25 protein-coding genes and 2 pseudogenes are annotated in these 26981 nt (G+C 63.6%); 10 read left to right on the top strand and 17 right to left on the bottom strand.

Annotated features, from left to right (window positions below):
• Positions 1-702: 702 nt before the first annotated feature.
• From rpsN to AB4Y77_RS22525, 5 genes are all read right to left on the bottom strand, one after another.
• Positions 703-1008, bottom strand: a complete 306-nt coding sequence (gene rpsN, locus AB4Y77_RS22545; RefSeq protein ID WP_011776360.1) for a 30S ribosomal protein S14 — start codon at positions 1006-1008, stop codon at positions 703-705.
• A gap of 4 nt (positions 1009-1012) precedes the next feature.
• The gene (rpmG, locus tag AB4Y77_RS22540) at positions 1013-1180 is read right to left on the bottom strand and encodes a 50S ribosomal protein L33 (protein WP_003798558.1); all 168 of its coding nucleotides are present in this window, start codon (positions 1178-1180) and stop codon (positions 1013-1015) included.
• Complete coding sequence (gene rpmB, locus AB4Y77_RS22535) at positions 1180-1416, bottom strand: 50S ribosomal protein L28 (RefSeq protein WP_011776361.1); 237 nt, start codon at positions 1414-1416, stop codon at positions 1180-1182. The genes rpmG and rpmB overlap by 1 nt, the downstream gene beginning before the upstream one ends.
• 403 nt (positions 1417-1819) lie before the next feature.
• The gene (locus AB4Y77_RS22530; RefSeq protein ID WP_311212089.1) at positions 1820-2584 is read right to left on the bottom strand and encodes an SGNH/GDSL hydrolase family protein; all 765 of its coding nucleotides are present in this window, start codon (positions 2582-2584) and stop codon (positions 1820-1822) included.
• Between the two features lie 43 nt (positions 2585-2627).
• Positions 2628-3107: a MarR family winged helix-turn-helix transcriptional regulator gene (locus AB4Y77_RS22525; RefSeq protein WP_089596480.1), complete on the bottom strand. Its 480-nt coding sequence runs from the start codon at positions 3105-3107 to the stop codon at positions 2628-2630.
• Between the two features lie 68 nt (positions 3108-3175).
• Here AB4Y77_RS22525 and AB4Y77_RS22520 point away from each other — a divergent pair, with 68 nt between their 5' ends.
• Positions 3176-3463 (top strand): YciI family protein, encoded by a 288-nt coding sequence (locus AB4Y77_RS22520; RefSeq protein WP_311212088.1) that lies wholly within the window; start codon positions 3176-3178, stop codon positions 3461-3463.
• Here AB4Y77_RS22520 and AB4Y77_RS22515 read toward each other — a convergent pair.
• From AB4Y77_RS22515 to AB4Y77_RS22485, 7 genes are all read right to left on the bottom strand, one after another.
• A complete protein-coding gene (locus AB4Y77_RS22515; RefSeq protein WP_442015405.1) occupies positions 3439-4263 on the bottom strand; it encodes an SGNH/GDSL hydrolase family protein in 825 nt (274 codons plus the stop codon). The two genes, AB4Y77_RS22520 and AB4Y77_RS22515, sit on opposite strands and share 25 nt — an antisense overlap.
• Positions 4260-5090: an SGNH/GDSL hydrolase family protein gene (locus AB4Y77_RS22510; RefSeq protein ID WP_311212086.1), complete on the bottom strand. Its 831-nt coding sequence runs from the start codon at positions 5088-5090 to the stop codon at positions 4260-4262. The genes AB4Y77_RS22515 and AB4Y77_RS22510 overlap by 4 nt, the downstream gene beginning before the upstream one ends.
• A gap of 269 nt (positions 5091-5359) precedes the next feature.
• Positions 5360-6415 (bottom strand): siderophore-interacting protein, encoded by a 1056-nt coding sequence (locus AB4Y77_RS22505; protein ID WP_442015404.1) that lies wholly within the window; start codon positions 6413-6415, stop codon positions 5360-5362.
• Entirely contained in the window at positions 6412-7236 is an 825-nt protein-coding gene (locus AB4Y77_RS22500; RefSeq protein WP_311212084.1) for an ABC transporter ATP-binding protein, read from the bottom strand. The genes AB4Y77_RS22505 and AB4Y77_RS22500 overlap by 4 nt, the downstream gene beginning before the upstream one ends.
• 1 nt (position 7237) lies before the next feature.
• Complete coding sequence (locus AB4Y77_RS22495) at positions 7238-8347, bottom strand: FecCD family ABC transporter permease (RefSeq protein WP_442015403.1); 1110 nt, start codon at positions 8345-8347, stop codon at positions 7238-7240.
• Complete coding sequence (locus tag AB4Y77_RS22490) at positions 8344-9459, bottom strand: FecCD family ABC transporter permease (RefSeq protein ID WP_442015402.1); 1116 nt, start codon at positions 9457-9459, stop codon at positions 8344-8346. The genes AB4Y77_RS22495 and AB4Y77_RS22490 overlap by 4 nt, the downstream gene beginning before the upstream one ends.
• A 5-nt stretch (positions 9460-9464) precedes the next feature.
• Complete coding sequence (locus tag AB4Y77_RS22485; protein ID WP_311212081.1) at positions 9465-10535, bottom strand: iron-siderophore ABC transporter substrate-binding protein; 1071 nt, start codon at positions 10533-10535, stop codon at positions 9465-9467.
• Between the two features lie 491 nt (positions 10536-11026).
• Here AB4Y77_RS22485 and AB4Y77_RS22480 point away from each other — a divergent pair, with 491 nt between their 5' ends.
• Complete coding sequence (locus AB4Y77_RS22480; protein ID WP_442015401.1) at positions 11027-11521, top strand: FBP domain-containing protein; 495 nt, start codon at positions 11027-11029, stop codon at positions 11519-11521.
• 98 nt (positions 11522-11619) lie between these two features.
• Here the strand turns inward: AB4Y77_RS22480 and AB4Y77_RS22475 are convergent, their stop codons facing one another.
• The 3 genes and pseudogenes from AB4Y77_RS22475 to AB4Y77_RS22465 form a co-directional block, all read right to left on the bottom strand.
• On the bottom strand, positions 11620-15090 hold the full coding sequence (locus tag AB4Y77_RS22475; RefSeq protein WP_442015400.1) for an ATP-binding protein: 3471 nt from the start codon (positions 15088-15090) through the stop codon (positions 11620-11622).
• Positions 15091-15299: 209 nt separating this feature from the next.
• Positions 15300-16106: pseudogene (locus tag AB4Y77_RS22470) on the bottom strand (DUF4194 domain-containing protein); the annotation flags it as partial.
• A gap of 64 nt (positions 16107-16170) precedes the next feature.
• On the bottom strand, positions 16171-17628 hold the full coding sequence (locus AB4Y77_RS22465) for a DUF3375 family protein (RefSeq protein ID WP_311212078.1): 1458 nt from the start codon (positions 17626-17628) through the stop codon (positions 16171-16173).
• A gap of 247 nt (positions 17629-17875) precedes the next feature.
• Between AB4Y77_RS22465 and AB4Y77_RS22460 the strand changes: the two genes are divergently transcribed.
• Positions 17876-18178, top strand: coding sequence for a hypothetical protein (locus tag AB4Y77_RS22460; RefSeq protein ID WP_311212077.1), 303 nt, complete (start codon positions 17876-17878; stop codon positions 18176-18178).
• Positions 18179-18240: 62 nt separating this feature from the next.
• The gene (locus tag AB4Y77_RS22455) at positions 18241-20205 is read left to right on the top strand and encodes an acyl-CoA dehydrogenase family protein (protein WP_311212076.1); all 1965 of its coding nucleotides are present in this window, start codon (positions 18241-18243) and stop codon (positions 20203-20205) included.
• Between the two features lie 4 nt (positions 20206-20209).
• Here the strand turns inward: AB4Y77_RS22455 and AB4Y77_RS22450 are convergent, their stop codons facing one another.
• Entirely contained in the window at positions 20210-20665 is a 456-nt protein-coding gene (locus AB4Y77_RS22450; protein WP_311212075.1) for a YchJ family protein, read from the bottom strand.
• Between the two features lie 135 nt (positions 20666-20800).
• Between AB4Y77_RS22450 and AB4Y77_RS22445 the strand changes: the two genes are divergently transcribed.
• Positions 20801-21820 (top strand): hypothetical protein, encoded by a 1020-nt coding sequence (locus AB4Y77_RS22445; RefSeq protein WP_442015399.1) that lies wholly within the window; start codon positions 20801-20803, stop codon positions 21818-21820.
• 3 nt (positions 21821-21823) lie between these two features.
• On the opposite strand, the gene AB4Y77_RS22440 is transcribed toward AB4Y77_RS22445, so the two are convergent.
• Complete coding sequence (locus AB4Y77_RS22440) at positions 21824-22315, bottom strand: flavin reductase family protein (RefSeq protein ID WP_354232834.1); 492 nt, start codon at positions 22313-22315, stop codon at positions 21824-21826.
• A gap of 287 nt (positions 22316-22602) precedes the next feature.
• On the opposite strand from AB4Y77_RS22440, the gene AB4Y77_RS22435 reads away from it, so the two are divergent.
• The 5 genes and pseudogenes from AB4Y77_RS22435 to AB4Y77_RS22415 all read left to right on the top strand — a co-directional run.
• Positions 22603-23637, top strand: coding sequence for an aldo/keto reductase (locus AB4Y77_RS22435; RefSeq protein WP_442015398.1), 1035 nt, complete (start codon positions 22603-22605; stop codon positions 23635-23637).
• Between the two features lie 163 nt (positions 23638-23800).
• Entirely contained in the window at positions 23801-24904 is a 1104-nt protein-coding gene (locus tag AB4Y77_RS22430) for a sulfite oxidase (RefSeq protein ID WP_442015397.1), read from the top strand.
• A gap of 152 nt (positions 24905-25056) precedes the next feature.
• On the top strand, positions 25057-25434 hold the full coding sequence (locus tag AB4Y77_RS22425) for an RNA-binding S4 domain-containing protein (protein ID WP_442015396.1): 378 nt from the start codon (positions 25057-25059) through the stop codon (positions 25432-25434).
• 119 nt (positions 25435-25553) lie between these two features.
• Positions 25554-26231 (top strand): DUF6318 family protein, encoded by a 678-nt coding sequence (locus AB4Y77_RS22420; protein ID WP_442015395.1) that lies wholly within the window; start codon positions 25554-25556, stop codon positions 26229-26231.
• Positions 26232-26457: 226 nt separating this feature from the next.
• A pseudogene (locus AB4Y77_RS22415) lies at positions 26458-26981 on the top strand (hypothetical protein); the annotation flags it as partial.

The following is a 26981-nucleotide window of genomic DNA, read 5'->3' as shown; positions in this document are numbered from 1 at the left end:
GTTATCAAAGGGGTTCGGTCTCCGCGGCTCTCAGCTCCAGGCTGTCTCACTCGCGGCGACTCAGAAGACATTACACGCCCACGCGCCCCGGCACAAATCAACCCCAACACCACCCAAAACCCCGCAAACACGGGCCCAACAAAGCCAAACGACCCACGAACCACCCCGAACCTGCCCAAAACAACACAGGTGAAGCCCGTCACACACCCTAGCCCCCACCCACCAGCCGCCCCGGCACCAAACCCAACAACCGCCGTCGAACACCAACCAGACCCGAGGGAAGTGAGCGAGCGTCGGGCCCAACCCGAGGGAAGTGAGCGAGCGTCCGGACCAACCCGAGGGAAGTGAGCGAGCGTCCGGCCCAAACCCGCGGGACGTGAGAGAGCGACGGGCCCAACCCGAGGGAAGTGAGCGAGCGACCCGTTCAAAGACCAAGGAATGTGAGAGAGCGTCGGTCTGAAGACCGAGGGAAGTGAGAGAGCGACGAAAGGAGGCGGCGGGCATCCGGCAGCGCGCGTCCAAGGGAGGCACGACCGAGCGCGCCGAAGATGACCGCCGCCTCCGGCGGCACCACTCACCAGCCGGCACCGGCAAAACTCACCGCCGCCGTCCGGCGCCTCTCCCCCACACACCAGAAAGGACGCTTAAACGCAGAAAAGGCCGGCAACCATGACGGTTGCCGACCTTTTCAGAGCTTCGTGATTACCAGGAAGACTTGGTGATGCCCGGGAGCTCACCGCGGTGAGCCATGTCGCGGAAGCGAACACGGGAGATACCGAACTTCTGGAGCGTGCCGCGGGGACGGCCGTCGATCTGGTCGCGGTTACGCAGACGGATCGGGGAGGCGTTGCGGGGCAGCTTCTGCAGGCCGAGGCGTGCAGCTTCGCGTGCTTCGTCAGTCGCGTTGGGATCAACCAGGGTCTTCTTCAGCTCGAGACGCTTGGCAGCGTAACGCTCAACAATGACCTTGCGCTGCTCGTTGCGAGCAATCTTTGACTTCTTTGCCATGTGTTTAGCGCTCCTCTCGGAATTCGACGTGCTGGCGGATCTTGGGGTCGTACTTCTTCAGGACCAGACGGTCCGGGTCGTTACGACGGTTCTTGCGGGTTACGTAGGTGTAACCGGTGCCCGCGGTGGACTTCAGCTTGATGATGGGACGTACGTCCTTGTCCTTTGCCATTAGAGCTTTACTCCTCGTGCCAGGATGTCGGCGACGACTGAGTCGATGCCGCGAACGTCGATTGTCTTGATGCCACGGGCTGACAGGGTCAGCGTGACATTACGGCGCAGGGACGGAACCCAGTAGCGCTTCTTCTGAATGTTCGGGTCGAACCGACGCTTGTTGCGACGGTGCGAGTGCGAAATGCTGTGTCCAAAGCCCGGCTCGGCTCCGGTCACTTGGCAGTGTGCTGCCATGACTCTCCTCCAAAGATTGAATGTAACGGCGTGCAGATGTTCCTGCGTTACCGTGCGACAGGCAGCGTCCGCATCCGGGTCCAAACCATTTCGGTAGTTTCCGCAGCAAGTGCGGCGAAGAAGGTTGGCCTCAGGACCGGGCAGTGATGAACACTGGAACAGGTCCTGGGATACCGGGCGAATACAGGAATGCACGCAACTTGAGCCCCTAACTACCGGCCACCGGGATGTCGGGAAAACCGACAGTCACCACCAACCGGAGCAATTGCACACGAACCGCACTACCTAGCGCCTAACTATTCTACGGGCCAGGCCAAATTAAGACCAATCCGGCATCATAAGCCCTGCGCGCCCATGCCCCGAGCCACCGCCTCACCACTGGCGGGTCGCCCGCAAGGTCGGGCTAGAGCGGCCTGATCAATTCGGGGTATTTAGGGCTCAAACCATCGCCGGAAGAGACGCCCCGGACACGGCGGGCCACCCACGGCGCGGCGGATTCCCGGAACCAGCGCGCATTGGCCTTGAGGGCCTCAACCCGGTTCATCAGCCGCGTCGGCGCCAGTTCGGGGACCTCGATGACGTGCTCATGCTCAAGGACATCGAGCACCCGCTTGGCCATGTTGACGTGGCCGGCGGTGGACATATGCATCCGGTCCTCGCCCCAGAGGCGCCAATCGTCGTACTCGTCAAACCGCCAGTAATCCACCAGCAAGGCGCCGTGGTTCTCGGCTATTTCGCGCACCAGTTCGTTGTAAATGGCAGTGCGTCCGCGCATGGCGCTGAAAACCTTGGAGCCCTTTGCGTCAAAGCCCGTGAAGAGGACAACCGTGGCGCCCACCGCGCTTAACTTGGCGATACCGGCGTCGTACTCCTCAAGAAGCGAGTCAATATCGATCTTGGGACGCAGGATGTCGTTCGCCCCTGCGTACAGGGTCACCAGCGTTGGATTCATGGCGACGGCAGCGTCCACTTGCTCTGCCATGATCTGGCGGAGCTTCCGGCCGCGGATCGCGAGATTCGCGTAGCCGAAGTCCTCGTTGCTGCTTGCCAACTGTCCGGCTACGACGTCTGCCCACCCTCGAACCCCGTTGGGACGGTGGGGATCGTCGTCGCCGACGCCCTCAGTGAAAGAGTCGCCCAGGGCAACGTAACGGGCAGAAAAATCCATGCCGTCAGTCTGCCACCTCAACACCCGGGGCCACAAAGCACCCTCACGAGTCCCGAAGGATCCAGTGGTTGTTATCCAGGCGGGCCACGATTTTCTCGCCGATCCGGGCGAGGTCCGCGACGTCGTCCGGGGTCAGCGAATCAAGCATCAGCGTACGTACGGATTCCACGTGTCCCGGGGCAAGGGAAACGATGGTGGACATGCCGGCCTCGGTGAGGTGCGCAACGGTCACGCGGGCGTCGCCGGGGTGCGCTTGCCGCTCTACCCAACCACGCTTCTGCAACTTGGTCACCACATGCGACAGGCGCGACAAGGAGGCACTTGTTCGCGCAGCAAGCTCGCTCATGGGAAGGTATCGGCCTTCGGTTTCGGAAAGCATCGCCAACACGTTGTAGTCGAAAAGAGACAGTTTGCCGACCGACTGGAGTTGGGTGTCCAACGCCGAAGGAAGCAAGGTGTTGATGCTCAGAAGGGCCAGCCAGGCACGGCGTTCGTCGGCGTTCAGCCAGCGGGGTTGAGTCATGAACCCATCTTAGGAGAATTCACAGCCTCCTTAGGTCCGGGCAGCGGCCCAACCGATAGGCTGGCGGCATGTTCGTAGTCTCGTTGACCTACAAAGTTCCCGACGAAATCGTCGACTTCCACCGTCCGGGCCACATGGCCTGGCTTAAGGACGCGTTCGACGGCGGCATCTTCCTTGCGTCCGGACGCCGCGTCCCAGCCACGGGCGGCGTGCTGCTGTCCAAAGTGGACAGGGCAACCTTGGACGCCTCCCTGGCCGAGGATCCGTTCTACAGCAATGGCGTGGCTGAGTTCGAGATCATCGAGTTCACGGCAACCAGCGTTGCTGAGGGTTACGAAAACCTGCTGGATAACTGAGGCAACTGCGCTTTTGCAGTGCCCAGCCGTTCGGGCAGCACCACCGGCATGAGTTCCGGCCACCGCGCCTCCACGTGGTCGCCGCTGGATACGCCGCGAAGCCGACGCGAAAACCAAGGTCCGACGTCGCGCCTCAACCAGGCGACGTCGTCGGCGATGTTTTCGGTCCGGGTCCGAGGACGAGGCGCTGCGAGCCTGGGCGACTGGAGCGAGTGCCGCGCCCCGAGCACCTCGAGGACCTTTTTGGCCATGTAGCTGTGGCCGGGAGTGGACATATGCAGGCGATCGGGGGCCCACATCCGCGGGTCCTGGAACTTCTCGAAGCACCAATAGTCCACCAGGAGCGCCTGGTATTTCGCGGCGATGCGCCGAATGTTGCGGTTGTAGATTGCCGTGCGGACTTTGAGCGGCTCCAGCAGCGGCGACAAGGGGACGTTGTAACCCGTGAACAGCAGCACCGTGGCTCCACTGGCTGTGATTCGTTGGACGGCGACCTCGTAATCCCCGATCAGTTTGGCCATGTTGGGCCGGGCCATCAGGAGGTCATTGCCACCGGCGTAGAAACTGACCAACGTGGGCTTCATAGCGAGGGCGGGTTGGATTTGTTCGTCGGCGATCCGTTGGAGGCGCCTGCCGCGGATGGCCAGATTGGCGTATCGCACTGTTTCGTCGTGCCTTGCCAGTTCTTCTGCCACCCTGTCTGCCCAACCCCGGCAATTGTTGGGAAGCCTGAGGTCGTTGTCACCAACACCCTCAGTGAAGGAATCGCCGAGGGCCACGAACCTGATTTGTTCCGTCACTGCGTTGCCTTTTCCATGAGCTTCTTCAAACCGCCCTTGCGCGGGACCTTCACGGGTTGGGGCCAGCGCGGGCTGAGCGCATCGCCCAGCGTGACGCCACGCAGTTTCCGACCGAAGAGCGGGACCACCCAGTCGTTCACCCAGCGACGCTGGCGGCGTTCCCATTCGCGCACGGACAAACGCGTGGGCGGGTCCCAGTCCTTGGGCGAGATTTTGTGTGGGACGTTGAGGTGGTCCAAGACCTGCGCGGCCAGGTACTTGTGGCCCGCTTTGGACATGTGGAGGCGATCCGGGGCCCACATCCGCTGGTCCTTGTAGGCGTCAAAGCACCAGTAATCCACCAGGACTGCGCCGTACTTCGCGGCGATGTCACGGACCCTTTGGTTGTAGAGGGTGTTGCGCTTTTTGAAAGGCTCCAAGACCGCGGAGACTTTCACGTCGAACCCAGTGAACAGCACCAGGGTGGCCCCGGTTTCACTCAGCCGGGCGACCAGGAGCTCATAGTCGTTGAGGAGCGCATCCATGTCAGTACCAAAGTCGAGGATGTCGTTACCGCCCGCGTAGAGCGTGATGAGCGTCGGCTCCATGGCCACCGCAGGCTCGAGTTGTTCGTCAATGATGTGCCGGAGCCTTTTGCTGCGTACTGCCAGGTTGGCGTACTCCCAGCCCGGCTCCGCCTTCGCCAACTTTTCGGCCACCCGGTCCGCCCATCCGCGGACCCCGTTGGGCAAAACCTTGCTGGGGTCCCCCACGCCCTCGGTGAAGGAATCCCCGATGGCGACAAACCGCCGTCGAGCCTTAACCCCGTCCCCGAATTCCTCCCGCACCCCACCGAAGCTACCCGCCCCCGGTTACACCAGAGCCAACCCCAAGTGAACAAGCACGAGGGAAGTGAGAGAGCAACACCCCTAAGCCCGAGGGAAGTGAGAGAGCGCCGCCCCCAAACCCGAGGGAAGTGAGAGAGCGCCGGAAGGTGACACGCGCGCACGGCCGGTTGGCGGGCATCCGGCAGCGTGCGTCAAAGCGACGAAGGAGCAGCACGCCGAGGATGGCCGTCAACCGGCCGCCCAGCGGCAGACTAAGCGGACCAGCAGGCTTAGCCCTCTGCCTTGCCCCGACGCCAGTAACCCATGAAAGCAACCTGCTTACGGTCAATGCCAACGTCCCGCACCAGGTAGCGGCGCATTTCCTTGATGACGAAGGCTTCACCGGCGATCCAGGCGTAGAACGGCAGTGCACCGGCGGGAAGGGTGGGGTTTTTGGTGGCTTCGATGGCTGCAGCGTCCATGCGCTGCGGGGTTTCCCAGAGGATGTCCTGGTCCACGTTGACGTCTTCGGGCTCGGGTCCGGCTGCGGTCCCGGCACCCTTGATGCCTACCCAGCCCGGCACGGGAACGGCCTTGGCGACGGCTTCCTTGAGGAGTTCTCCGTGGGGACGTGCGCGTCCGATGGCCGCACCGCGCGCAAGCCAGGTGATTTCGATGTCGGCTGCGGTGTTGATGTCCTGGAAGTCGCCCGCTTCCGGTACTTCGAGGAAGGCGTGGCCGGTCATGTCGGCGGGGAGGCTCTCAAGGATGGCGCTGATGGCGGGGACCGCGGTTTCGTCGCCGGCCAAGAGCACGCGCTGGGCCAGGCCCGGACGCCATTCGATGCCACCATATGCGCCGGCTGTGGTGCACTGCGCTGCGCGGTTGTTGGGCCCGATGATGGTGAGCGCGTCGCCTGGTTTCGCACCGAGAGCCCAGTTGGCTGCGGGGCCACCGTGGCCGGCGTCGTCGAAGTGCATGACGAAGTCGATGTCGATCTCCGGGTACACGGCGTCGAGGCGCTCGGAGCGCACTGTGTAGGTGCGCATGTCACCGCGGACGGACGGGTCCATCGCGAGCCATTCCTGGTACCAGCCGGCTTCTTCCATCTTGAACGCAGGCAACGGAATGACGTTTCCGGAGGCGTCGAAGGACGGGATCATCAGCTTCACGCGGAGGTCCAGGGTGTCGCCGGCAACGCCGAAGTCACGCAGTGAGTAACCGCCGAAGGTGATGCGGCGGAAGTTAGGGCTCAATTCCTGCACGGCCGTCACGGTGACGTCGAAGGCGAGGGTCATGGGCTCCACGGCGGCGCTTGCTTTTGCCTGGGTCGGTTGTGCACTCATGAGGCGATCTCCAGTTCGTTGGTTGAAGCGGGGCGTGCGTGGTGGCGTCCGATGGGGACGATCAGCGGTGTGCCTGAAATGGGGTCCGGAACCACGCGGGATTCCAGGCCAAAAACGTTGTAGACAAGTTCTTCTGTCACTACGACGGGAGCGGGCCCTTCGGCCACAATGCACCCGCCCTTCATGGCGATGACGTGGTCCGCGTAACGTGCCGCGAGGTTGAGGTCGTGGAGCACGATTGCCACGGTGGTGCCGCGGCTGCGGTTGAGGTCCGTGATGAGGTCCAGGACTTCCACTTGGTGCGCGAGGTCCAGGTAGGTGGTGGGCTCGTCCAGCAGCAGAACTTCCGTTTCCTGCGCCAGGGCCATGGCGATCCATACGCGCTGGCGTTGCCCGCCGGACAGTTCATCGATGCTGCGGTCAGCGAGTTCCAGCGTGGAGGTGGCATCGAGCGCGCGCTGCACCGCGGCGTCGTCGGCTGCGCTCCAGCTGCGGAAGAAGCCCTGGTGCGGGTAGCGGCCGCGGCCCACGAGATCGCGCACGGTGATGCCGTCCGGAGCGGTGGGATGTTGCGGCAGGAGGCCGAGCGTCCGGGCGAGTTCGCGGGCGGGACGGGTGTGGATGTCTTTGCCGTCCAGCGTCACGGTGCCACCGGCAGGCTTGAGAAGCCGTGACAGGCCACGCAGGAGCGTGGACTTCCCGCAGGCGTTGGCGCCCACGATCATGGTCACTTTGCCCTCGGGGATCTCGGTGCTGAGTCCCTCCACCACTTTGCGAGCCTCGTATTGGAGCGTCAGGTCCTGGGCATTAAGGATGGCCATGTCAGGCCTCCTTTCGGTTCGACGTGACCAGCAGCCACAGCAAGAAGGGGGCACCGAGGGCGCCGGTGATGACGCCGACCGGGAGGACGGTTCCGTCGAGGATGACGGGAGCGATGTTGGAAGCGAAGAAGTCGGCCAGGAGCACGATCAGCGCACCGGTAAGGGCCGACGCCGGGAGGCTCGGTTTGCGGACGATCCGGCGGGCGATCGGACCGGCGAGGAAAGCGACGAACGCTACCGGGCCGGCAGCGGCGGTTGCGACGGCGGCCAGTCCGACGGCGGTCAGCACCAGTCCCAGCCGGGCGGCGTTGACCTTGATCCCAAGGCCAGCAGCGGCGTCGTCGCCCAGTTCGAGGATGCGCAACGGCCCTGCCAGGGCAACGACGGCGGGGATAAGGACCAGCAGGGAGACCGCGAGGACGCCTGCCCGGTCCCAGGTTGCGGAGTTCAAGGATCCGTTGAGCCAAATGAGGGCATCAGCTGCAGTGCGGATGTCAGCACGGGTCATGAGGAAGTTGACCACCGCGTGCAGGGCTGCGGCGATGCCGACACCTGCCAGGATGAGGCGGTTGCCGGCGGCATTGCCGCGGCTGCCTCCACCCGCGCCCGAACCGCCGCGGGAGATGGCGTAGATGATGGCTGCGACCCCGAGCGCTCCACCGAGCGCAGCGCCGGAAACAACGGCCCCCGAAGCACCGAAAATGACGATGGCCGTCACGGCCGCCGCGCTGGCACCGTAGCTGATGCCGATGATGTCCGGGCTGGCGAGGGGGTTGCGCAGCATGGTCTGGAACAGTGCACCGGCCAGGCCGAAGGCGATGCCGATCATGGTTCCCACCACTGCGCGGGGAAGTTTGTGCTCCATGACTATGAAGCTGGCCCCCGGGATCTTCTCCCCGCCGGTCAGGTGGTTGATGACAATCTTGAAGAAGTCCGGGATGGTCACCGTGTAGCTACCCAGGAGCACATAAACCGCGAACATGACCACGACAGCGAGCCCGAGGAAAAACGTAGGGCTCAGCACGCGCCGAAGTGACAGTTGATGGCCATGTTTGCCCGCATTATTGGCATTAAGTGCCAACTCGGTGGGGAGTTTGTGGACGGTTGTCACAGTCCGGCCCCCTTGCCGCGGCGGATGAGCCAGACGAACACGGGAGCGCCGATGATTGCCGTCATGATTCCTGCGGGGACTTCGCCCGGGAGAAGGATCACGCGGCCAACGATGTCGGCGCTGATCAGCAGGATGGGGGCCACAACGGCGGAGAACGGCAGGATCCACCGGTAGTCCGGCCCGGTCAGCGAGCGGACAGCGTGCGGAATGACGAGGCCCAGGAAGGCGATCGGTCCGGCCACGGCAGTGGCGGATCCACAGAGCAGGACGATGCCCAGCCCCGTGATGCCACGGGCCAAAGCGACGTTCTGGCCGAGGCCGCGGGCAATGTCGTCGCCAAGTGCCAGGCTGTTCAGAATGCGGCCGCCGGCCAGGATGATCAGGGCCCCGATGGCTAGGAACGGCAGCGCGGGAAGGAGGACGGACCAGTCACGACCTCCGATGGTGCCCACCTGCCAGAAACGGAAACGATCGAACGTGTCCTGGCTCGAAACCAGGATGACGTTCATCAGGGAGAACAGGCCTGCGCTCAGGGCCGCACCCGCGAGGGCGAGTTTGACCGGCGTCGCGCCGTCCCGCCCCAGGGAAGCAACGGCATAAACCACGACGGCGGCCGCCGCGGCGCCGATGAAGGCGAACCAGATGTAGCCGGACAGCGAGCCGATACCGAAAACGTAGATCCCCACGACGACCGCCAGGGCAGCACCGGCGTTGAGCCCCAGAATGCCGGGATCGGCCAGTGGATTGCGGGCCACGCCCTGCATGGCTGCACCGGCAAGGCCAAGTGCGGCTCCGGCAAGCAGGCCCAGGACAGTGCGGGGAATCCGGGCGATGACCACAGCGTGGTTACCGTCCTCCGGAGTGAAGTTGGTGAGAGCTTCCCAAACAGTAGTGAGCGGAAGCCCGCGCGCGCCGATCGCCAAGGATGCGGCGCAGACAGCGACGAGTACGACGACGGCCGCCAACAGCCAAGCGGTGCGCTTGCCTGCGGTGGTACGGGAACCGGTTCCCCCTCCGGTTCCCGTAGCACCAGGGGTGATGCCTCCCGGGCCAGCCGGCACCGAAGTGCCGTTGCCCCGCCCCTGGACTGCCGTCGTCGTACTCAGTTTCATTGCAGCTACTTGCCTGCGGCGTCCGCTGCTTTACCCAGCTGCGGCAGGAACGTATCCAGTGCCCACGGCAGGCTCAGCGGCGATGAGGCGGAGATGGAGAGCGTCAGAGTGTTGTCCGAATCGGCAACAAGGGCGCCCTTCTTGATGGCCGGGATCTGTCCGAGCAGCGGATCAGCCTTGATGGCATCTGCCGTGGTGGCGTCCGGAACCCAGGTAACGAAGATGTCGGAATCGAGTTCGTTGGCCTTCTCAGCGGACCACGGGATGAAGAATTCAGTGGTCGACTTGGTGTTCTGCTCCACCACGGGAGCCAGCTTCATGCCGATTTCGGAGAGGAAGCGGGGACGGTTGTCGATGGCGGTGTAAACGTTGGCGCCGTCGCCCTTGGCGGGCTCGAGGTTGCCGTAGATGAAGGTCTTGTCCTTGATCTGCGGGAACTTGGAAACCTTGTCCTTGACGGTGGTCTCGGTGTCCTCGATCAGCTTCTTGGCTTCGGCTTCCTTGCCCAGCGCCTTGCCGATCAGGGTGGTGCTTTCCTGCCACGGCGTGCCGTAGGCGAGCTCTGGCTGTGCCACAACGGGTGCAATTTCGCTGAGCTTCTTGTAGTCAGCTTCTTCCAGGCCCGAGTAGGCGGCCAGGATAACGTCGGGGCTGAGCTTGGCGATCTCGGTGAAGTTGATGCCGTCAGCTTCGGAGAACTGGACCGGAGCCTTGTCGGTGCCGAAGCCGGCGCCGAGCTTCTCGAGGGCCGCGTCCTTCCAGGGGGTGGAGCCCTGATCGTTGTTGCCCCATTCGTTCTTCGGAACGCCGACGGGAACAACGCCCAGTGCGATCGCGACATCATCATTGACCCACGAGACGGTGACTACGCGCTTGGGCTGTTCCTTGATGGTGGTCTCACCAAAGACGTTCTTGAGGGTTACGGGGAAAGCTGAGGATGCTGCCTCGGAAGAAGCCGGAGCCGAGGTCGAGGGGCCAGTGGAGCAGCCGGTGAGGGTAAGAGCGACGGCGGCAAGCGCGGCCGTCGCGGTTCCTGCTGTTTTCAGCAGGGCGCGGCGTGGGAGAAGGGAAGCCACGGGACTCCTTAAGTAAGTGATGCGAACCTAAGTAAGGCTAGCCTAGCCTGCCGATAATTAAGAAACGTTTGCGTCACCTAATCCAGCCTATGGGTGAAATGGGATGCAGATCACACGCTCCCTCACATCCCGCGCCCTCCAGCCGAACCATCTCTCACATCCCGCGCTCTCCAGCCGAATCATCTCTCAATGGACATCTGCCCGGAAGTTTTGAAAGTATTGGTGGCAGCGGACTACCGCTTCTTACGGATTGGAACGAGGGGATGAGCGTGCGCACTGTTTCAGTTGCTGCAGCCATGGTTGGCGAGGTGGCCGTTTTGGCCTGCTTGGCACTACCCCGCTCGTCGGCATCCTTCTAGGCACTCAGCCCAGCACCCGATTCTGGGTTTCTTTGCAGTGCCCTCTTTCTCCGATGACCGACGTCTTCTGCCACTTCCCGCGCGCCAAACCTCAGCGCGCGGACGTCGACCATTTCCGAAAGAAGCTTTGCCATGCAAAAAATCACAGCCCAACAGGTTCGTGCGTCATTCATTAACGCCAGCCGCTCGGAGGCCGCCAAGGCCAGCCTCCCCCGCGACTTCGAGACCATTGACTGGGACAACCTGGAGTTCCTCGGCTGGCGCGACGAAAAGATGCCCCAGCGCGGCTACCTCGTGGTTCCCCACCGGGGCAAGCTCACCGGTATCCTGCTCCGGGCTCCTGAAGGCGGGTCCGGCAAGAGGCGCGTTGTCCTCTGCGAACTGTGCCGTGACGTCTTCTCCAAGGACGACGTCTACCTGTGGGTTGCCAAAAAAGCCGGACAATCCGGCAAGGACGGGAACACCGTGGGGACACTGATCTGCGCGGAGTTCGGCTGCAGCGCCAACGTGCGCAAGGAGCCGCCCGCCAACGAGATCAACCCGGACCCGGCCGCCGTCGTGGTTCGGCAGATCACCGGGCTGGAGTCAAGGACAGAACAGTTCCTGGACCGCGTCCGCGCGAAGTAACTCCCGGCGACCCCAAGTAGGTAGCAGCAGATGCCGTTTGGAACGGTCAAAACGGCATGATCTGCTACCTACTTGGGCGGGCAAGACGGCAGGGGACGTCAGCGGAGGACGATGTCCACCGGGTTGGCTTCGGACCGCCATGCTCCGGGGTCACCGGGCCCGGCAATGACCGGAGCCGTGAGCACACCCGAGCGGTTGGTTCGCTTGTCGCGGAGGATTTCCGTAACGGATCCAAGGTGCCTGGACAGGTCGATCACGTTTTCCGGGGCGGCCAGCAACAGCTGGAACCCGAACTCGTGGAGCGCCTTGATGCCGGCACCCGCGAACTCTTCGGAAGCCAACACGAATGCTTCGTCCATCATCACCGTGCCGTACGTCGTAAAGCCCTGCTCGGCAATGCCCAGCTGGTAACTCAGGGCCGCAGCCATGATGAACGCCGTGAAACGCTGGCGCTCACCGCCGGACATGGAGCCGGTATCAGCATGCATGAAGACTTCGGTCTTCCGCTTGACTGCTTTGCCGGTGCCGGTTTTGCCCGATTTCGAAGCGACCTCACGGTGCTCCTTGCACTGGATAAACAGGTGGCCACGAACGTCCAGCACCTCGGACCGCCAACGGCGGTCCTCCGGGGTTTGGGATCCAAGGCGCTTGACCAAGGTCTCAAGCGACTTATAGCGCGCGGTGAGTTCGGCGTCGTCGTCCACTTCTGTGGCTGAAGCAGCGCCACGCGAGGGGCGGGTGTGCTTCGCCTTCAAGGCGTTCTGGATCGCGTCCTTGAACTGTTTGGCCGTAGCCGGAAGCGTCTGTTTGATGTCCAGTTCCAGGAAGCTGCCCTCGTGGAAATTCACCTGGGACAGGATGCCGTTGAGGGGCAGGATGCGGCTGGTGATGCTGCGGCGTTCCTCATCGAGCAAATGCAGGAGCGTGCTGAACGATTCGTGGGTGCGCTGGTTGAAGAACAGCCGGAACTCGGCCTCTTGTGCGGGCAAACCATCACTGACGATCGCGTGGTAGCGGGATTCGAAGTCCCCGGCAGCCCCAATCGACGTACCGTGATCGGCGCTGATGGCACTTCCCCAGTCGCGCACGAAGGCTTCGAACATGCGGGTCAACCGCTCAGCCGTCGCTTGGCCGCGCGACTCTGCGGAATGCAATTCGTCGAGCAGTTTGTTGCGGACGCTGTTGGCCAGGTTGTCGAGCTCGTACAGTTCAGAGACCTCGGCGACGCCGTCGAAGTACGGCTCCAGTGCAGTGACGGTAGAAGCCGACGGCGGTGCTTGCTCGAGCTTCAGCCTCGCGGCATCGAGCAGGCCGTCCGCCGTGGTCATCTTGTGGTCCAGCGCCTTGTACTCGCTCTGCAGCACCGCGGCCGTACCTGTGGAGGCCTGGTGCTTCTCGCGTACGGACTCGATGGTGGCCCGCAACGGCTCCAGGTCGGCCTGCGCGGCCAAAGCATCCGAGAGGCGCTGTTCGATCCGGGCAAGTTCCTCTGCTGCGACAGCTGCGGAAACTTGCTCCCACGGCCGCTCATCCTCAGCGACACGGCGGAGCGCCTCGAGCTGCCGGGCCATGCCTTGGTGCGAATCCTCACGGCTCTGCGCAAGTTCCGCGGCCTTCACGAGCTCGTTCTCCAACTCGCCCACGCGGGCTGCCACCAACTCCAGTTTGGAAGCGTTGTCGAAGCCCAGGACGTAATCCTGGCGGCTCGTGAACCGGTCGTCCTTCTCCACCGTGTGACGGTTGCGCTTGACCACGCCACCCAGGCTCAGGCCCTTGTCCAGCCGAGCAAGCTCGTCAGGATCCTCGACGCACGGGTAAGCGAAGTCCACGGCGATCCGTTCCCGGATCCACTCTCCGGCGTCCGCGTTGGCGCCCGAGGTGAGGATGCTCAACTTAGTCAAGAGGTCGCCGTCGGACACGTCCTCCACAGCCAGCGCGCCACCGGCGAGCGGCTTGGAAACATCCACGGCGCGGAGGGCGCCACGGACGGCGTTATCGTTCAGGTACCGGGTGACCGCCGCGAAATGCTCACCCGGAACCAGCAACGTGGTGGCGAGATTGCGCAGCGCACGCTCGGCGGCCGGACGCCATTGATCCTGCCCCTCAGCGAGGTCGATCAACTCGCCGCCAAACGGCATGCGCTCTTCCGGGACGCCGGTTGCGGCCGCAATGGCCGCGCGGTTTTCGATGCTCGACGGCGGCAGCAGCGACTTGCGCGACCGCAACGACAGGAGTTCCTGCTGGGCCGCCGCGAGTTCCCGCTTTTTGGTGGCGTGCCCGTCGAACGCCTCGAAACGAAGCTCCTTCAGTGCCTCCGAATCGTCCTTCAGCTCCGCCGAGCGGGCTGCTGCCTGCTCATGCGCCTGGTCCCAGCCCTCGGCTGACCACTCAAGGTTCAGTCCGGCGTCGGCCAGCGCCTTCCGAGCCGAATCTTCAACCTGCTGACGGAGCTTCAGGCCAACCCTGGCGTTCTCCAACGACTGCTCAATGGCCGAAATCGCGTTGCCGCCGCGGTTGTTGTAATCCAGTTCAAGGTCGCGGAGCTCTTTGGCCAAAGCGTCCCGCACCGTACGCTCAGCGGCGAGTTCCTGGGCCTTGGACTGGGCCAAGTCCTTGTAGCGGGCCAGCGTCTTGGCGTGCACCGTGACCGCGAGCTGCTGCTTGTACGCTTCAAACTCCTCGCCGGCCAACTCCCGCAGACGGTTCGCGTCCAGCAACGCCTGCGCGTACTCCTTGTTCAGCCCCGGAACGGGTGCCAACTGGTCGCGCTGCTGCCGGACATCCTCCAACCGCTGCCGGATGGACATCAGGTTGCTGAATTCCTCCACCACATCATCGGCCGCAGCCAACGTGGCCGGAGCGTCAAGTACCTGGTCGCGGAAGAAGGTATTAACGCTGCCGCCCAAACCCTTACCGGCTTGGATCACACGCAACAGCGGCAGCGCCTGGTCCGAGTTGATACCCAGGAGCCTCCGGAAACGCTCGGCGAACGCCTTGTGGACGTCGAAAACCTGCCCATCCGGGAAGATCGACTCCAGCGCGCCCTTGGTGAACCGCTTCTGCGCGATCCCCTCAATGGCCTCAAGGTCCAACGGCTTGCTGTCGATCACGTAAAAACGCCCGACGCTCGACTCCGTGCCGTTTTTCGGCAGATCGAACAGCGCCGACACCGTCACCTTCGTGCCGGCCGCGTTATCAAACGTCAGCGCGACGGCGGACCAGGTGGCACCCGGGCGCTGGAAGGCACTGGCGGAGCTGTCGCCCACCGCCTTATCACCAACCTTGCCGCGCATGTAAGTGAACGTGGTCCTCTTGTCCTCCACAGCACCGCCGGAGCGCTGGGCAGCAGCCTCATTCGAGCGCGGACGGGCATCAAACACCCGGAGCATCGCATCAAAGAGCGTCGACTTACCGACACCTGAGTTGCCCGTCAGAAGGGTCCCCTTGCGGTCCACATGCATGGTGTGGGCCCCGTGGAATGTGCCCCAGTTGACCACCTGCACGAGCGCCAAACGCATCTGGCCCGGGTTTGTGAGCTCACCGAGCGGGAGCATGCTTGCGATGGTCACTTGGTCATCCCGTCAGTCGTGGTTGCGTCCGCCTGCGCGATGGATGCCGGCCCCGCCCCTTCGCCGCGCAGCTGATCTTCGATCAGCTCGACGCGCGGCTTCGACAGGCCCGATGCCACTCCCGGTCCGGCATCCATCGCTCCGGCTTCGTCGTGCATATCACCCTTGGCGCCGACAGCTGGCTCAGAACGCTCGACGTCGGTGCTCACCTCAGCGGACCCGTCGCCTTCGGGGTCCTCGTCCAGGTCGTCATCTGAGGGCGTGGGTTGGTTGGAGTCGGAGTCCAGGTCCAGGAGGGGCTCTGTTCCGGATTCGTCGGCGGCTACTGATATCAGCGCCTCTATCTGGGCCGGGATGTCGCCGATGTTTTCGAAGGGCAGGGCCAGTGGGAGGGCGTTGCTGATGGTGTAGCTGTCGTCCAGCGGTGTGGGGAGGAGGAGTTGGCGGGCCAGGAGTTTGGTGATGGTGCGGGTGACCACGTCGGAGTCGCGCAGGGCGTCCTGCTGGCCTGCGGGTGTGTAGTTGGCAACGAGATCCGAGATTTCTTCGCGGGTGATCGTCGGGTCCGTTTGGGCGGTGACGTGGCGGTCCAGCAGGAGGCGCAGGCGGAGCAGGACGATGGTTTCCACGCGGCTCAAAGCACGCTGCTGCCGGAGGATGCTGGACCGGGAGCTCGCGCCGATGATTTCGGGATCGACCGGGCGGAGGACCGCGATTTTGCGGTCGTGATCGAGCTGGAGGGTGAGGAAAAGTTCGGACAGGCGGCTGCGGAGGATCAGCTGGTTGTCCAAGAGGGTGGTCCACAATTTCTCGTCGCGGCCGCCGTCGATGTACGGGCCTTTGAGGAGCTTCACCAAGGCGTGACGCACTTTCATGGGGAGCACGCCGGTGTCGCCGGGGAACAGGGCGGCGCCGTCAACGAAGGAGTCCCTCGGTGTCACCCGGAACGGATCCGCGTGGCTGATTTCGGCCGCCGGTTCCGCCGGTTCAGCCGTCTCAACACCAACCTCAACCATCTCCTCGGTGACCTCCCCCGCTTCGGCGACGTCCGGCGTCGTGCTTTCCTCTGTGGTGATTTCCTCAGTCATCAGAATCCTCATTCAGCGTGACGACAGGCAGGTACGCCGTGCGGATGCTGCCGTCGATTTGTTCGAAGTCGATGTGTTCCCAGGCGGCCCGGTCGAAGGCAGCGCCGCCCTGCAGTGCCATGGACAGCAGGGTGCGCATGGTGTTGATGTGCCGTTCTTCGGCGGGCAGGTTTTCCCAGGCGTCGCCCAGGGTGGCCGCGCCGGCCATGGCCGCCCGGACAGCAGCAGGCTTGGCCTTGCCGGTGCGCGCCGACCGGACCCGGTCGGAGTCGCTGAACGCGATGGGGTCGGCGAGCCGCGGGGGTGTGGCGAATTCGTCGGGGTCGAACAGTTTGACCATTGCCAGCGACTCGAACCCGGCGTTGAACAGGACTGGCCCTGGGATCAGGCTGGGCCGGTCCCGTTCGTAGGGCATGGAGCGGATGGCCTGCTCGGCTTCGGCCAGCACCTTGCGGAGGCTGACGGATTGCCGGACGTCGTCGCTCTGGATATACGTATTCAGGCTCTCGGAAAGCTTGCCGTAGATACGTTGGATCTGGCTGTGCTGCGTTCGCAGTTCGGCCACGAGGTTTTTGAGCGTTTCGCGGTCCTCATGGGTGAGGTCGTCGGCGAATTGCCTGCTCAACACTTCGCCGATCGCTGAGCGGAAGCGCAACTGCTGCTGTGGGTCCTCCAGGAAGGCAGTGAACGACCGGAAGGTGCGGCCCTCGGGGCTTTGGCGCAGCCGCTTGTCGGCCTCCAAAACCTGGGCCATGGTGGCGCCCTTGCTTAGGGACTCCTCGATGATCTGGTTGCGGAGTTCGCCCACCAATTCCTCGATACGGTCACGCATCTTCTTGTAGTCCGCGGGCAGGCTGGCGGCCAGGTCCAGGATGTTGCCGGCGGCTTCCACGGCTTCCTCGTCGTCCAGGAGGCCATCGAATTCGCCTGAGCTGATGTCCTCCACCAACTGCTGCCGCTCGTGGATTTCCTCCTCCAGGGCTTCCAACCGCGCGCTCTGGTCCGGGTTGGTCTCGTTGGCGAGCTTCTCCACATCGCCCAGAAGCGTGCCGAGCCGCGAGCCATTCAGCGTGGAACGCTCGCTGGAAAGGCTGTCCAGGAACGCCAGCACGCGGGCGGCGGGTTCCGTGACTTCGTAGACGATCTGGCCGGACTGATTGCGACGGGTCAGGAACTGCTTGCGCGTCCATTCGTCGCCGAACAGCTTGCCGTTCTGCTGGCCGCCCAGCGTCGGGTCTTGGCGCCGGAGCTGTTCAAGGAAAGCGTCGACGTCGGCGTGGAACTCTTCGAGGGGAAGCTGCGGCCGGGTGCGGGTAAAGGATGCTTGCAGCACCGCGATCACCCACGGTGCCGATCGGGTCAAAGCCCACGCAGGGCCTTTGGTCAGCTGCTCGAGGTCACGGAGCCTCGCGCTGATGGCGTCGGCGGAGGACATGGCTGAACGGGACAACTACTCTCCTTCAGCTGCTGCGAAACCTGGCTGGCAGCGGAAACTGCCCCGTACAAGGTTAACGCAGAGCGTCAGAGCCTCCCCACCGCAACCATTTCGTAACCTACCGTGCGGTATGGTTTCGATCCCATATCAACGGCGTCGCGAGGCGTTTCCGCTCTGGCCGGAAAGCACGCCCACCCCTAGTGTCAGAACATCGACGCAGCCACGCCGCGCCGACCCACGCACCGTCGCTCCGGGGGGAACCATGGATTTCGATTTCACTGCGCTGGAAACAGGCACCTACGTCGTTATTGGAACGCTGGTCTTCGCTGCACTTTTAGTGGCATTCATCGCAGCAGCAGCAATGGCAACAATCATTCTTATCGGCACTATGGGCATGGTCTGGTACGCCGTCAAAGGTGTTCTTGGTGGCCTTGTCCATGGCATTAATTTCGCGTGGGACCGCCTGGTTCACCACGCAGGACAAGTGGAAATTCCGGCCGAATTCCAGCCGCAGATTTCCTCTGGTACGGGTAGCTACCCGCGGGTAGCATTGAGGGACAGCTGAAGGGTTCCCACCCACGGCGGACCCTGGCTCCATCCGGCACAACCGGCTAGAGGAGTTACCCCATGACGTCCGCCACTGACAACAGTCTCGCCGCCGCAAGCGTCAACGCCACCGCAGAAGAAGCCCGCGCCGTCGCCGAAGCCGCGCGGGAAACCGAATGGAACCGGCCCAGCTTCGCCAAGGGCCTCTACCTGGGCAGCTTCGACCTCAGCCTCATCCACCCCTGGCCACAAGCACGGGCCGATGACGTGGAGCGGGGCGAGGAATTCATGGGCCGGCTGCTCACGTTCGCCAAGACCATGTCCGGCCGCACCATTGAACGGGACGCCAAGATTCCCGACGAGTACCTCAAAGGGCTCGCGGACCTTGGCGTCTTTGGCATGAAAATTCCTCGCGAATACGGCGGGCTGGGTTTGTCCCTGGTCTACTACGGCCGCGCGCTGGCCCTGCTGGGATCGGTTCATCCGAGCCTCGGCGCCCTCATTTCCGCGCACCAGTCCATCGGCGTCCCGGAGCCTGTGAAGGAATTCGGCACACCTGAGCAGAAACAGGAATACCTGCCGCGATGCGCCGCCGGTGCCATTACAGCTTTCCTCCTGACAGAGCCAGACGTCGGCAGCGACCCCGCGCGCATGGGCGCCACTGCCGTGTTGTCCGACGACGGCGGTTCTTACCTTTTGGACGGCGTGAAACTGTGGACCACCAACGGTGTGATCGCCGAATTGGTGGTGGTCATGGCCCGGGTTCCGGCACATACCGATGCTGACGGGACCGAGCACAAGGGCGGGATCTCTGCTTTCGTTGTGGAAATGGATTCCCCCGGCATCACGGTTGAGAACCGCAACGCTTTCATGGGGCTGCGTGGAATCGAAAACGGCGTGACCAGGTTCCACCAGGTCCTGGTCCCTGCAGCCAACAGGCTCGGCCGCGAAGGCCAAGGACTCAAGATTGCTCTCACCACTCTCAATACGGGACGGCTTTCCATCCCTGGTTTGTGCGTTGCTGCCGGAAAGTGGAGCCTGAAGATTTCCCGTGAATGGTCCAACGCCAGGACCCAATGGGGACGTCCCGTGGGCAAGCACGAAGCCGTGGGCAAGAAGATCGCGTTCATCGCCGCCACCACTTTTGCGCTGGAAGCGGTGTTCGAATTGTCCGCCGAGATGGCCGACGCCGGCCAGAAGGATGTGCGCATCGAGGCTGCGCTGGCCAAGCTGTGGTCCACTGAATTGAGCTGCCGGATCGCCGATGAACTGGTCCAGATCCGTGGCGGCCGTGGCTTCGAAACCGCCGATTCCCTTGAGGCCCGGGGCGAGCGCGCAGTCCCGGCCGAGCAGCTGCTCCGGGACCTGCGCATCAACCGGATCTTCGAGGGTTCCAGCGAGATCATGAAACTGCTGATCGCCCGCGAAGCCGTGGATGCGCACCTTGCAGCCGCGGGCGACCTCGCCTCAGCGGACGCGAGCCTGCAGGACAAGGCGAGGGCCGCCGTCGGGGCCTCTGGTTTCTACGCGAAATGGCTGCCGAAACTCGTGGCGGGTGCCGGCATGGATCCCCGGTCCTACGCGGAATTCGGGCGGTTGGCCAAGCAGCTGCGATTCGTTGAGAGGTCCTCGCGGCGGCTCGCGCGGCAGACCTTCTACGGCATGGGCAGGTGGCAGGCGAAGCTCGAGCACAAGCAGGCGTTCCTTGGCAGGATTGTGGACATCGGCGCTGAGTTGTTCGCCATGGCCGCGTGCTGCTCGCGGGCCGAAATGCTCCTTCGTAAGCACCCGGAACAAGGCGCCACCGCGTTCGAACTGGCAGAGGCATTCTGTGAGCAGGCACGTGTGCGGGTGGACGAATACTTCGACCAGCTGTGGAGGAATACTGACGACGGCGATCATGGACTCTCGCGCAAAGTCCTCGCCGGTGACTACGCCTGGCTGGAGGCCGGGGTACTGGACCAGTCCGAAGGCACCGGGCCGTGGATCGGTGACGCCTCGCCCGGAGCCTCAACCAAGGAGAACCTGCACCGCAACTATCGATGACGCGCTAGCGAACGTCCCCATCCACGTAGAACCAGCGCTTGCCTTCCCGAACGAAGCGGCTGACTTCGCGCTGGACGCCGCGTTCGCCGTCGAGCCTGTAGTGCGCAGCGAACTCAACCGTGCCCGTCGTGTCCAAGGGGCCGCCTTTCGACGTCGCGACGATGTCCAGCCTGCGCCACTGCATGTCCGGATCGAGGTCCATGGCCTCCGGCCGGGTGGAGGCGTGCCAGGTGCGCAGGAGGTAGCTGGGGTCCAGGACGACGAAGGCCGAATAGCGGGAACGCATGAGTTGGCCGGCAGTGGGCGCGTCGGCGTCACCGCGGTGGAATCGGGCGCAGCAATCGTCGTATTGATCCCCGGAGAGGCAGGGACAGGCGCCGTTGTGGAGTCTGGCAAGGTCAGGGGTCACGAGGTCCCAATCTGAGGCTGTAAATGAGAGCTGGGCAACATATTTTCCCATGCCATATAACAGCTTTGAAACAACCCCGCCAGAGTAGGGGGCGGCGCGTGATTCCGTCGGTGCTGGACCTTAGGCTAGATACGCAAGCTGGGTGGGCAATGCGCGCATCACAAAACGACAGCCAGGGGAGGCTACGTGGAGGATCCGACAACACTCGCCATCAACCTGACGTATTTGGGAACACTGGGACTCGCTGTCCTCATGTTCCTGGGTCTCGGGTTGGTCATCATCATCACTTTGGTGGTAGCGGGAGTCGGGCGGCTGCTGTCGATTATTCTCCTGGCGATGGTGGGGATTTTCCCGAAGAAGGAAACCACTCCCATCGTCCAGTTGCCGCCGCGCCCCGCTCGCGTCCCTGATCCCGTGACCGGCGTCGAGTCTCCTGCAGCTGTTGCATCGCCTCTGGATGACCTCGCCTATCTTGAAACTGGATCTACTGCGGTGCAGGCTCCCACAGCGGTTGCTACGGCTTCACAGCCTGCTGCCCCGGCGCCGGTTTCGAAAGTTGCCCCCGCGCCCATTTCGAAGGTTGCCGCCGCGCCGGCCGCTCCGCCGCCCGCGCCGTCAGCGGCGAAGCCCGCCGAACCTTCCGCCCCTCACGCGCCCAAGCGCGACCTCCTGGGAGACGTTCGACGACGGCTCTCGGGTGCGTCGGCCGCTGTCAAAGACGGCGCATGGAAGGCCAAGGTAGACCCCCGCAACCTTCCCAAACCTGCGGAGGTTAAGTCGGTGGTCGAAAACCAGGCCGCGCACCATCCGATTCTCGTGGCAGCCACCAAGGAACCGCCGGTTCTGGCGAAGGACTGGGCAGATGCCGTGGCCGAGGCCGATCGCCGTGCAGCCGCCCGCGCGCAAGCTGAGCAGCCGCCCGCCATCAAGGTGACTGTCCGCGACGTCGACGAGCCCACGCCGTCGTCATCCAATGGCACAACGCCAGGTCCGAAAACCCCGGATACTTCGGCAAAAACGACTGGCAATGGCAACGGAAAAACCGGCTCCGGTAACGACGGCAACGGCTCCAACGGCACTGGCAACGGCGGCAGCAACGGCAGCGGCAACGGCGCAAAAAAATCGGGCCCGAACACTTCCAAGAATGGGAAGTCTCCGAGCCCGATCCGTAAAGGTTCGCTCAGTAGCGCCAGCCGCAACTCCTAGCGGCTACGCAGCCAACTGCCGGAACGACGCGCCATGATAGATCAGTGGCTTTGACTCAAGGTTGATGGTGGTCGCTTTGACCTCCAGGACCACGATCGCGTGATCACCGGCGGGCGTCTCCGAGACAACTTCGCACTCGAAGCCCAGCACGGCACCGTCGATCAGCACCGCACCTGAGTCGCTCACGCTGGTGTCCAGCCCGGCGAAACGGTCGCGGGTCTTGGAGGCCAGTTGAAGGGCAGCCGCTTCCTGGCCCTCGGCAAGCACCGACACGCCCAAGCGCCGGGCTTGGCGGAGCTTCGGCCACGTTGTGGAGGAGTTCTGCACGGCAAACATCACCAGCGGCGGCTCCAGCGAAACACCCACGGTGAAGGACGAAGCCACCAAGGCTTCCGGCGTGAAGTCCACCATAGCGCTGAACGCGGCAACTCCGGACGGGAACTGCGCAAATGCAGCCTTGATGGCCGCCGTTTCTTCCACTGTGGTCTGTGTCATTCCGCTGTCCCCTGTCGTGTGTTGCTTGAGTTCCTTTCCCATAATTCACCTGCTTCCGGGAACAGCAATATTTGTTGATTCGAAAGACATTTGTGTTGCCGCGTGTCAAGAAATGTCGCGAAGTATGGCCTCTTCCATTACTTCGCAAGACGAAAAACGAAGAAGTTCTACCGCTTGCGTTTATGCCTCCGACGGCCGTGTGTAGCCTCGATTGAACATCCCGTCCGTGGCCACCTACTCACGCCCGGACACCGCCCATCAGCACAGTCCCACCACAGGAAGCCGACATGAGCCTCAACGAGCTACGAACGCTTGGACGCACTGGCGCCCTGATCAGCCCGCTCACGCTGGGCACCCTCAATTTCGGCACCGGCGCCGCACCCACGGGTCCAGCCGAGAGCATCCGCATCATCAAAGCAGCGCTGGACGCAGGCATCACCAGCGTCGACACCGCGGACATCTATTCCCAGGGCGAGGCCGAAACCGTGGTCGGCCAGGCCATCCACAGCCGGCGCGACGACGTTTTCCTCGCCACCAAGTTCCACGGCCAGATGGGTTCCAACCCGGCGCATGCAGGCAACTCGCGCCGTTGGATCGTCCGGGCTGTGGAGGACAGCTTGCGGCGGCTGAACACAGACAGGATCGACCTCTACCAAGCGCACCGCCCGGACTACAACACCGATCTTCTGGAAACCATCACTGCGCTGAACGATCTCATCCGGCAGGGAAAGATCCTGTACTACGGCACGTCCGTGTTCAGCCCCGCCCAACTTGTTGAGGCCCAGTGGATCGCCAACACCAACCACCTCACGCCGCCCGTGGTTGACCAGGTCCCGTATTCGCTCCTGGTGCGCGCCAACGAACGTGACGTTTTCCCCATCACCCAGCAGTACGGCGTCGGGGTTTTGAGTTATGGACCGCTCGACGGCGGGTGGCTGGCCGGTGGTTACCGCGTGGGTGTGGGCCAGCCTGAAAGTTCGCGGTCGGCTGCTGTCCCGGGCCGCTTCGACGTCAACGCCCCCTTCAACCAGGGCAAGCTGCACGCGGCAGACGCCCTCGCGCAGCTCGCGGCCCGGCATGGGCTGACCCTGATCCAGCTCGCTGTGGCTTTCGCCCTGAATCACCCAGCCGTCACCAGCGTCGTCATCGGGCCGCGCACCGAGGACCACCTCACCGACTACTTGAAGGCCGCAGACGTGGTGCTCAACGAGGCGATACTCGACGAAATCGACGACATCGTTGCACCCGCCGTGAACTTCCTTGAGCGCGACGCCGGTACCGTTGCACCGCACCTTGAGTACCCGGAATTACGACGCCGATAGCCTCCTTGCGTTGTGAGGCCTCCTTTGCGTGCTCTTTGACTCCGTTGAGGCGCAGAGCGGGCCTCGCAACAGACTCTTGACGGGGTTCGGCCGCGGCGTGATCCTTGTCCTAAGTGCTGCGGCACTCCGCAGCGTTTAGCTTCCAGTAGAACGCCGCCGTCCCATGTCCAAGCACCACGTCAAGCAAAGAGCAGCGAAAGCCGCCACCCCCGGGCAGCCGACCGAAGGTCCCCTGACCCACGAAGAACTGCAACTCTCCGGCCGGAACCATTCCATGCCGTTGGAGGCCCTGCACGACGACATCACGCCGGCAGGACTCCACTACCTGCTCATCCATTTCGACATCCCGCACGTTGCCGCCGATACCTGGCGGTTGCGGCTGGGCGGGGCCGTGGACCACAGCCTCGACATGAGTCTTGAGGACATCAAGGCCAGACCCGCCGTCACCATGCCAGTGACCATGGAATGCGCAGGAAACGGCCGATCCCTTTTAGAACCGCGTCCGTTGAGTCAGCCGTGGGTCCTCGGCGCAGTTGGCACCGCCGAGTGGACCGGAACTCCCTTGGCACCCCTGCTGGAGGAGGCAGGTTTGGCGAGTGACGCCGTCGAGCTTGTCTTTACCGGTGCCGACGCCGGTGTCCAGGGCGGCGTCGAAGAGCCGTATGCACGCAGTCTTTCGATCGCCGAGGCAATGCATCCAGAGGTCATGCTGGTCTACGCCATGAACGGCAGTCCCCTGCCGATCCAACACGGGTTCCCGCTCAGGCTGCTGGTTCCGGGGTGGTATGGCATGGCGAGTGTGAAGTGGTTGACGTCGATCGAGGCTGTGACGTCGCGGTTCATGGGTTTCCAGCAGGCGGTCGCGTACCACTACCTGCAAGGACCCGATGGGCCCGGGCTGCCCGTCACACACATCCGGGTTCGATCACTGATGGCTCCTCCCGGGATTCCGGACTTCTTCACACGCCGCCGCATTGTGGATGCCGGTCCGGTCATGCTGCACGGCCGCGCGTGGTCCGGCCACGGCGAGGTGGAGCGGGTGGAGGTGGGGATCGACGGCGAGTGGATGCCCGCTCATGTGGACCCGCCCGTGGGTGATTTCGCGTGGAGGTCGTGGTCCATGGTGTGGGTCGCGAGTCCGGGCGAGCACGTGCTGCGGTGCCGGGCGATGGATACGTCCGGCGCGCTGCAGCCCACTGACCAGGTGTGGAATTACCAGGGCATCGGGAACAACATGGCGCAGGTGGTTGAGGTGACGGTGCGGTAGTTGGTTCCTCCTGGCACCGCCGGGCGGGCCGGGCTCGGCGAGATCGCCGGAGCCCTGCGGGATCGCTGAAGCTTTCCGGCGTTCTCGCAGCTTTCCGGCGACTTCAGCGCTCTCGCCCGGCAAGCGACGCCCCGGTTAGACTCGTCTCAATCATGAGTATCCCGTCATCTTCACCGGCAAACGTCCGAGTCGACGCCTGGCTGTGGGCGATCCGCGCTTACAAGACCCGCTCGGCCGCCACCGCTGCCTGCCGTGCAGGGCACATCCGCATCAACGGGAACCCGGTCAAGGCGTCCCAAAACGTGATCATTGGCGACACCATCCGCGTCCGCGAATCCGGCTGGGAACGGATCCTCGAGGTGCGGCGCCTGATCGCCAAACGCGTCGGCGCCGAAGCGGCCTCACACTGCTTCACGGACCACACCCCTCCGCGCCCCGTCGCGCCCAAACTCGGGCTCCCCCAGCGCGACCGCGGTGCCGGCCGACCCACCAAGAAGGACCGCAGGGAGATGGACAAGCTGCGGGGGTAGGTGGTTGGGGCCGCCGCAGCTGGCACTTATCCACAGGCAGTTCGATTCGGCATGAAACCTTCTCCGACTCCGGCCTAGACTGACCGGCACAACGCCAAACAGCTGCTGGGGAGCCTGTCATGCCACGCCTTTCGTCTGCCACTTTTCCTTTAGTCCGGCCTTGGACGGCGGTCATGGCTCTCACTCTGGCGGTGCTTCTGAGTGGCTGTCAGGGTGGCCCCGCACCCAGCACGCAACTGTCCGAATCAAGCTCGACGACGGCGGCGCCCACCACCAGCGCTCCGGTTCCGACGGCTTCGGCTACTCCGGCTGGTCCGCCGACGTCCGCCGTGTACAAACCCGCGGATGCGAAGGGGAAGGCGCAGAACGTGCCGGTTCCAGTGATGCCGGAGCTTGCAAAGGAGAACTCGAAGGCAGGGTTGGAGGCGTTTATTGGGTACTGGTACGCGCAGCTCTCTTACGTGGACGAGACAGGCGACATGTCGTCATGGCTGCCGTTGATCACCCAAGATTGCCGGCTTTGTCTCCGTCTCCAAGAGTCCGGTGAAGATGGATATATCGACGGGCGGTGGCTGGCGGGCGGAAGGATCTCGGTCCCGGTAATTGAGGTGCAATGGGCGGGCGGCGATGCTACCCAGTGGTCAAAAGTGCAGGTCATTCAAGAGGGAATCAACTATTACAACGCCGACGGGACTACCGGTAGAGCCAGCGATGAAATGACGAACGATGCTTTCGCCCTTTTTGCGAAGTACGTCGAAGGACAGTGGGCGGTGACAGACCTTGGCCTTCTTTCATAGCCTGGGTCTGAACGGGGGCCATCTCCTTCACGTCGCCATTTCAACCGCAGTCGTGGCCGCCCAGATTCTCGGCGGGCCACTCAAAACTGAGGACGCGTGGGCATCCAACAACACGCGAAATGGAGGAATCGACATTGAGGCCCGATTCAGACAAAGTGAAGATGCCGCTCAGGCCGTCCCAGTGCTAGGTGGCTTATCAGCCTTGCCTGAGGACCCCAACCAGTACATGGCTGACACCCACTGCCGTGCCGATGGACCTGACACCAAGGACCCCGGTTGCGACGCCCTCGAATGCCCGGCAACCACAACCGGCGGAGAAGAAGGCACCCCCGTGATCTGGAAGGAAGCCCCAAGAGCGATCACCAATCCGGGCTGGACCGACTGGATCCCCGTCAGCGGACCCACCTGCCTCTACGACCCCCAACCCGAGAACGTCCTGGCCAACATCGCCGCACGCATCCTGACCGACTTCCAGCAACTGCCCGTCAACCCAGGAACCCTCGAAGCCCAGCCGTTCCCGCACACCCTCAAAGGCGGACCCACCAACTTCTACGCCACCACCGCAGAACAAGGCTTCGACGTCACCATCCTCGGCCAAGCCGTCCACCTCACCGCAACACCAGCCAACTACACCTACACCTTCGGCGACGGAGGAGCCCTCGGACCCACCCCAGTGGCCGGCTACTCCATCCCCGAGACCGACTGGCTCACCAACGACACCCGAACCAGCCACATCTACACCGAAACCGG

The organism is Paenarthrobacter sp. YAF11_1 (assembly GCF_052113445.1).
Classification (GTDB): domain Bacteria; phylum Actinomycetota; class Actinomycetes; order Actinomycetales; family Micrococcaceae; genus Arthrobacter.
This window is presented reverse-complemented; position numbering and strand designations above follow the sequence as displayed.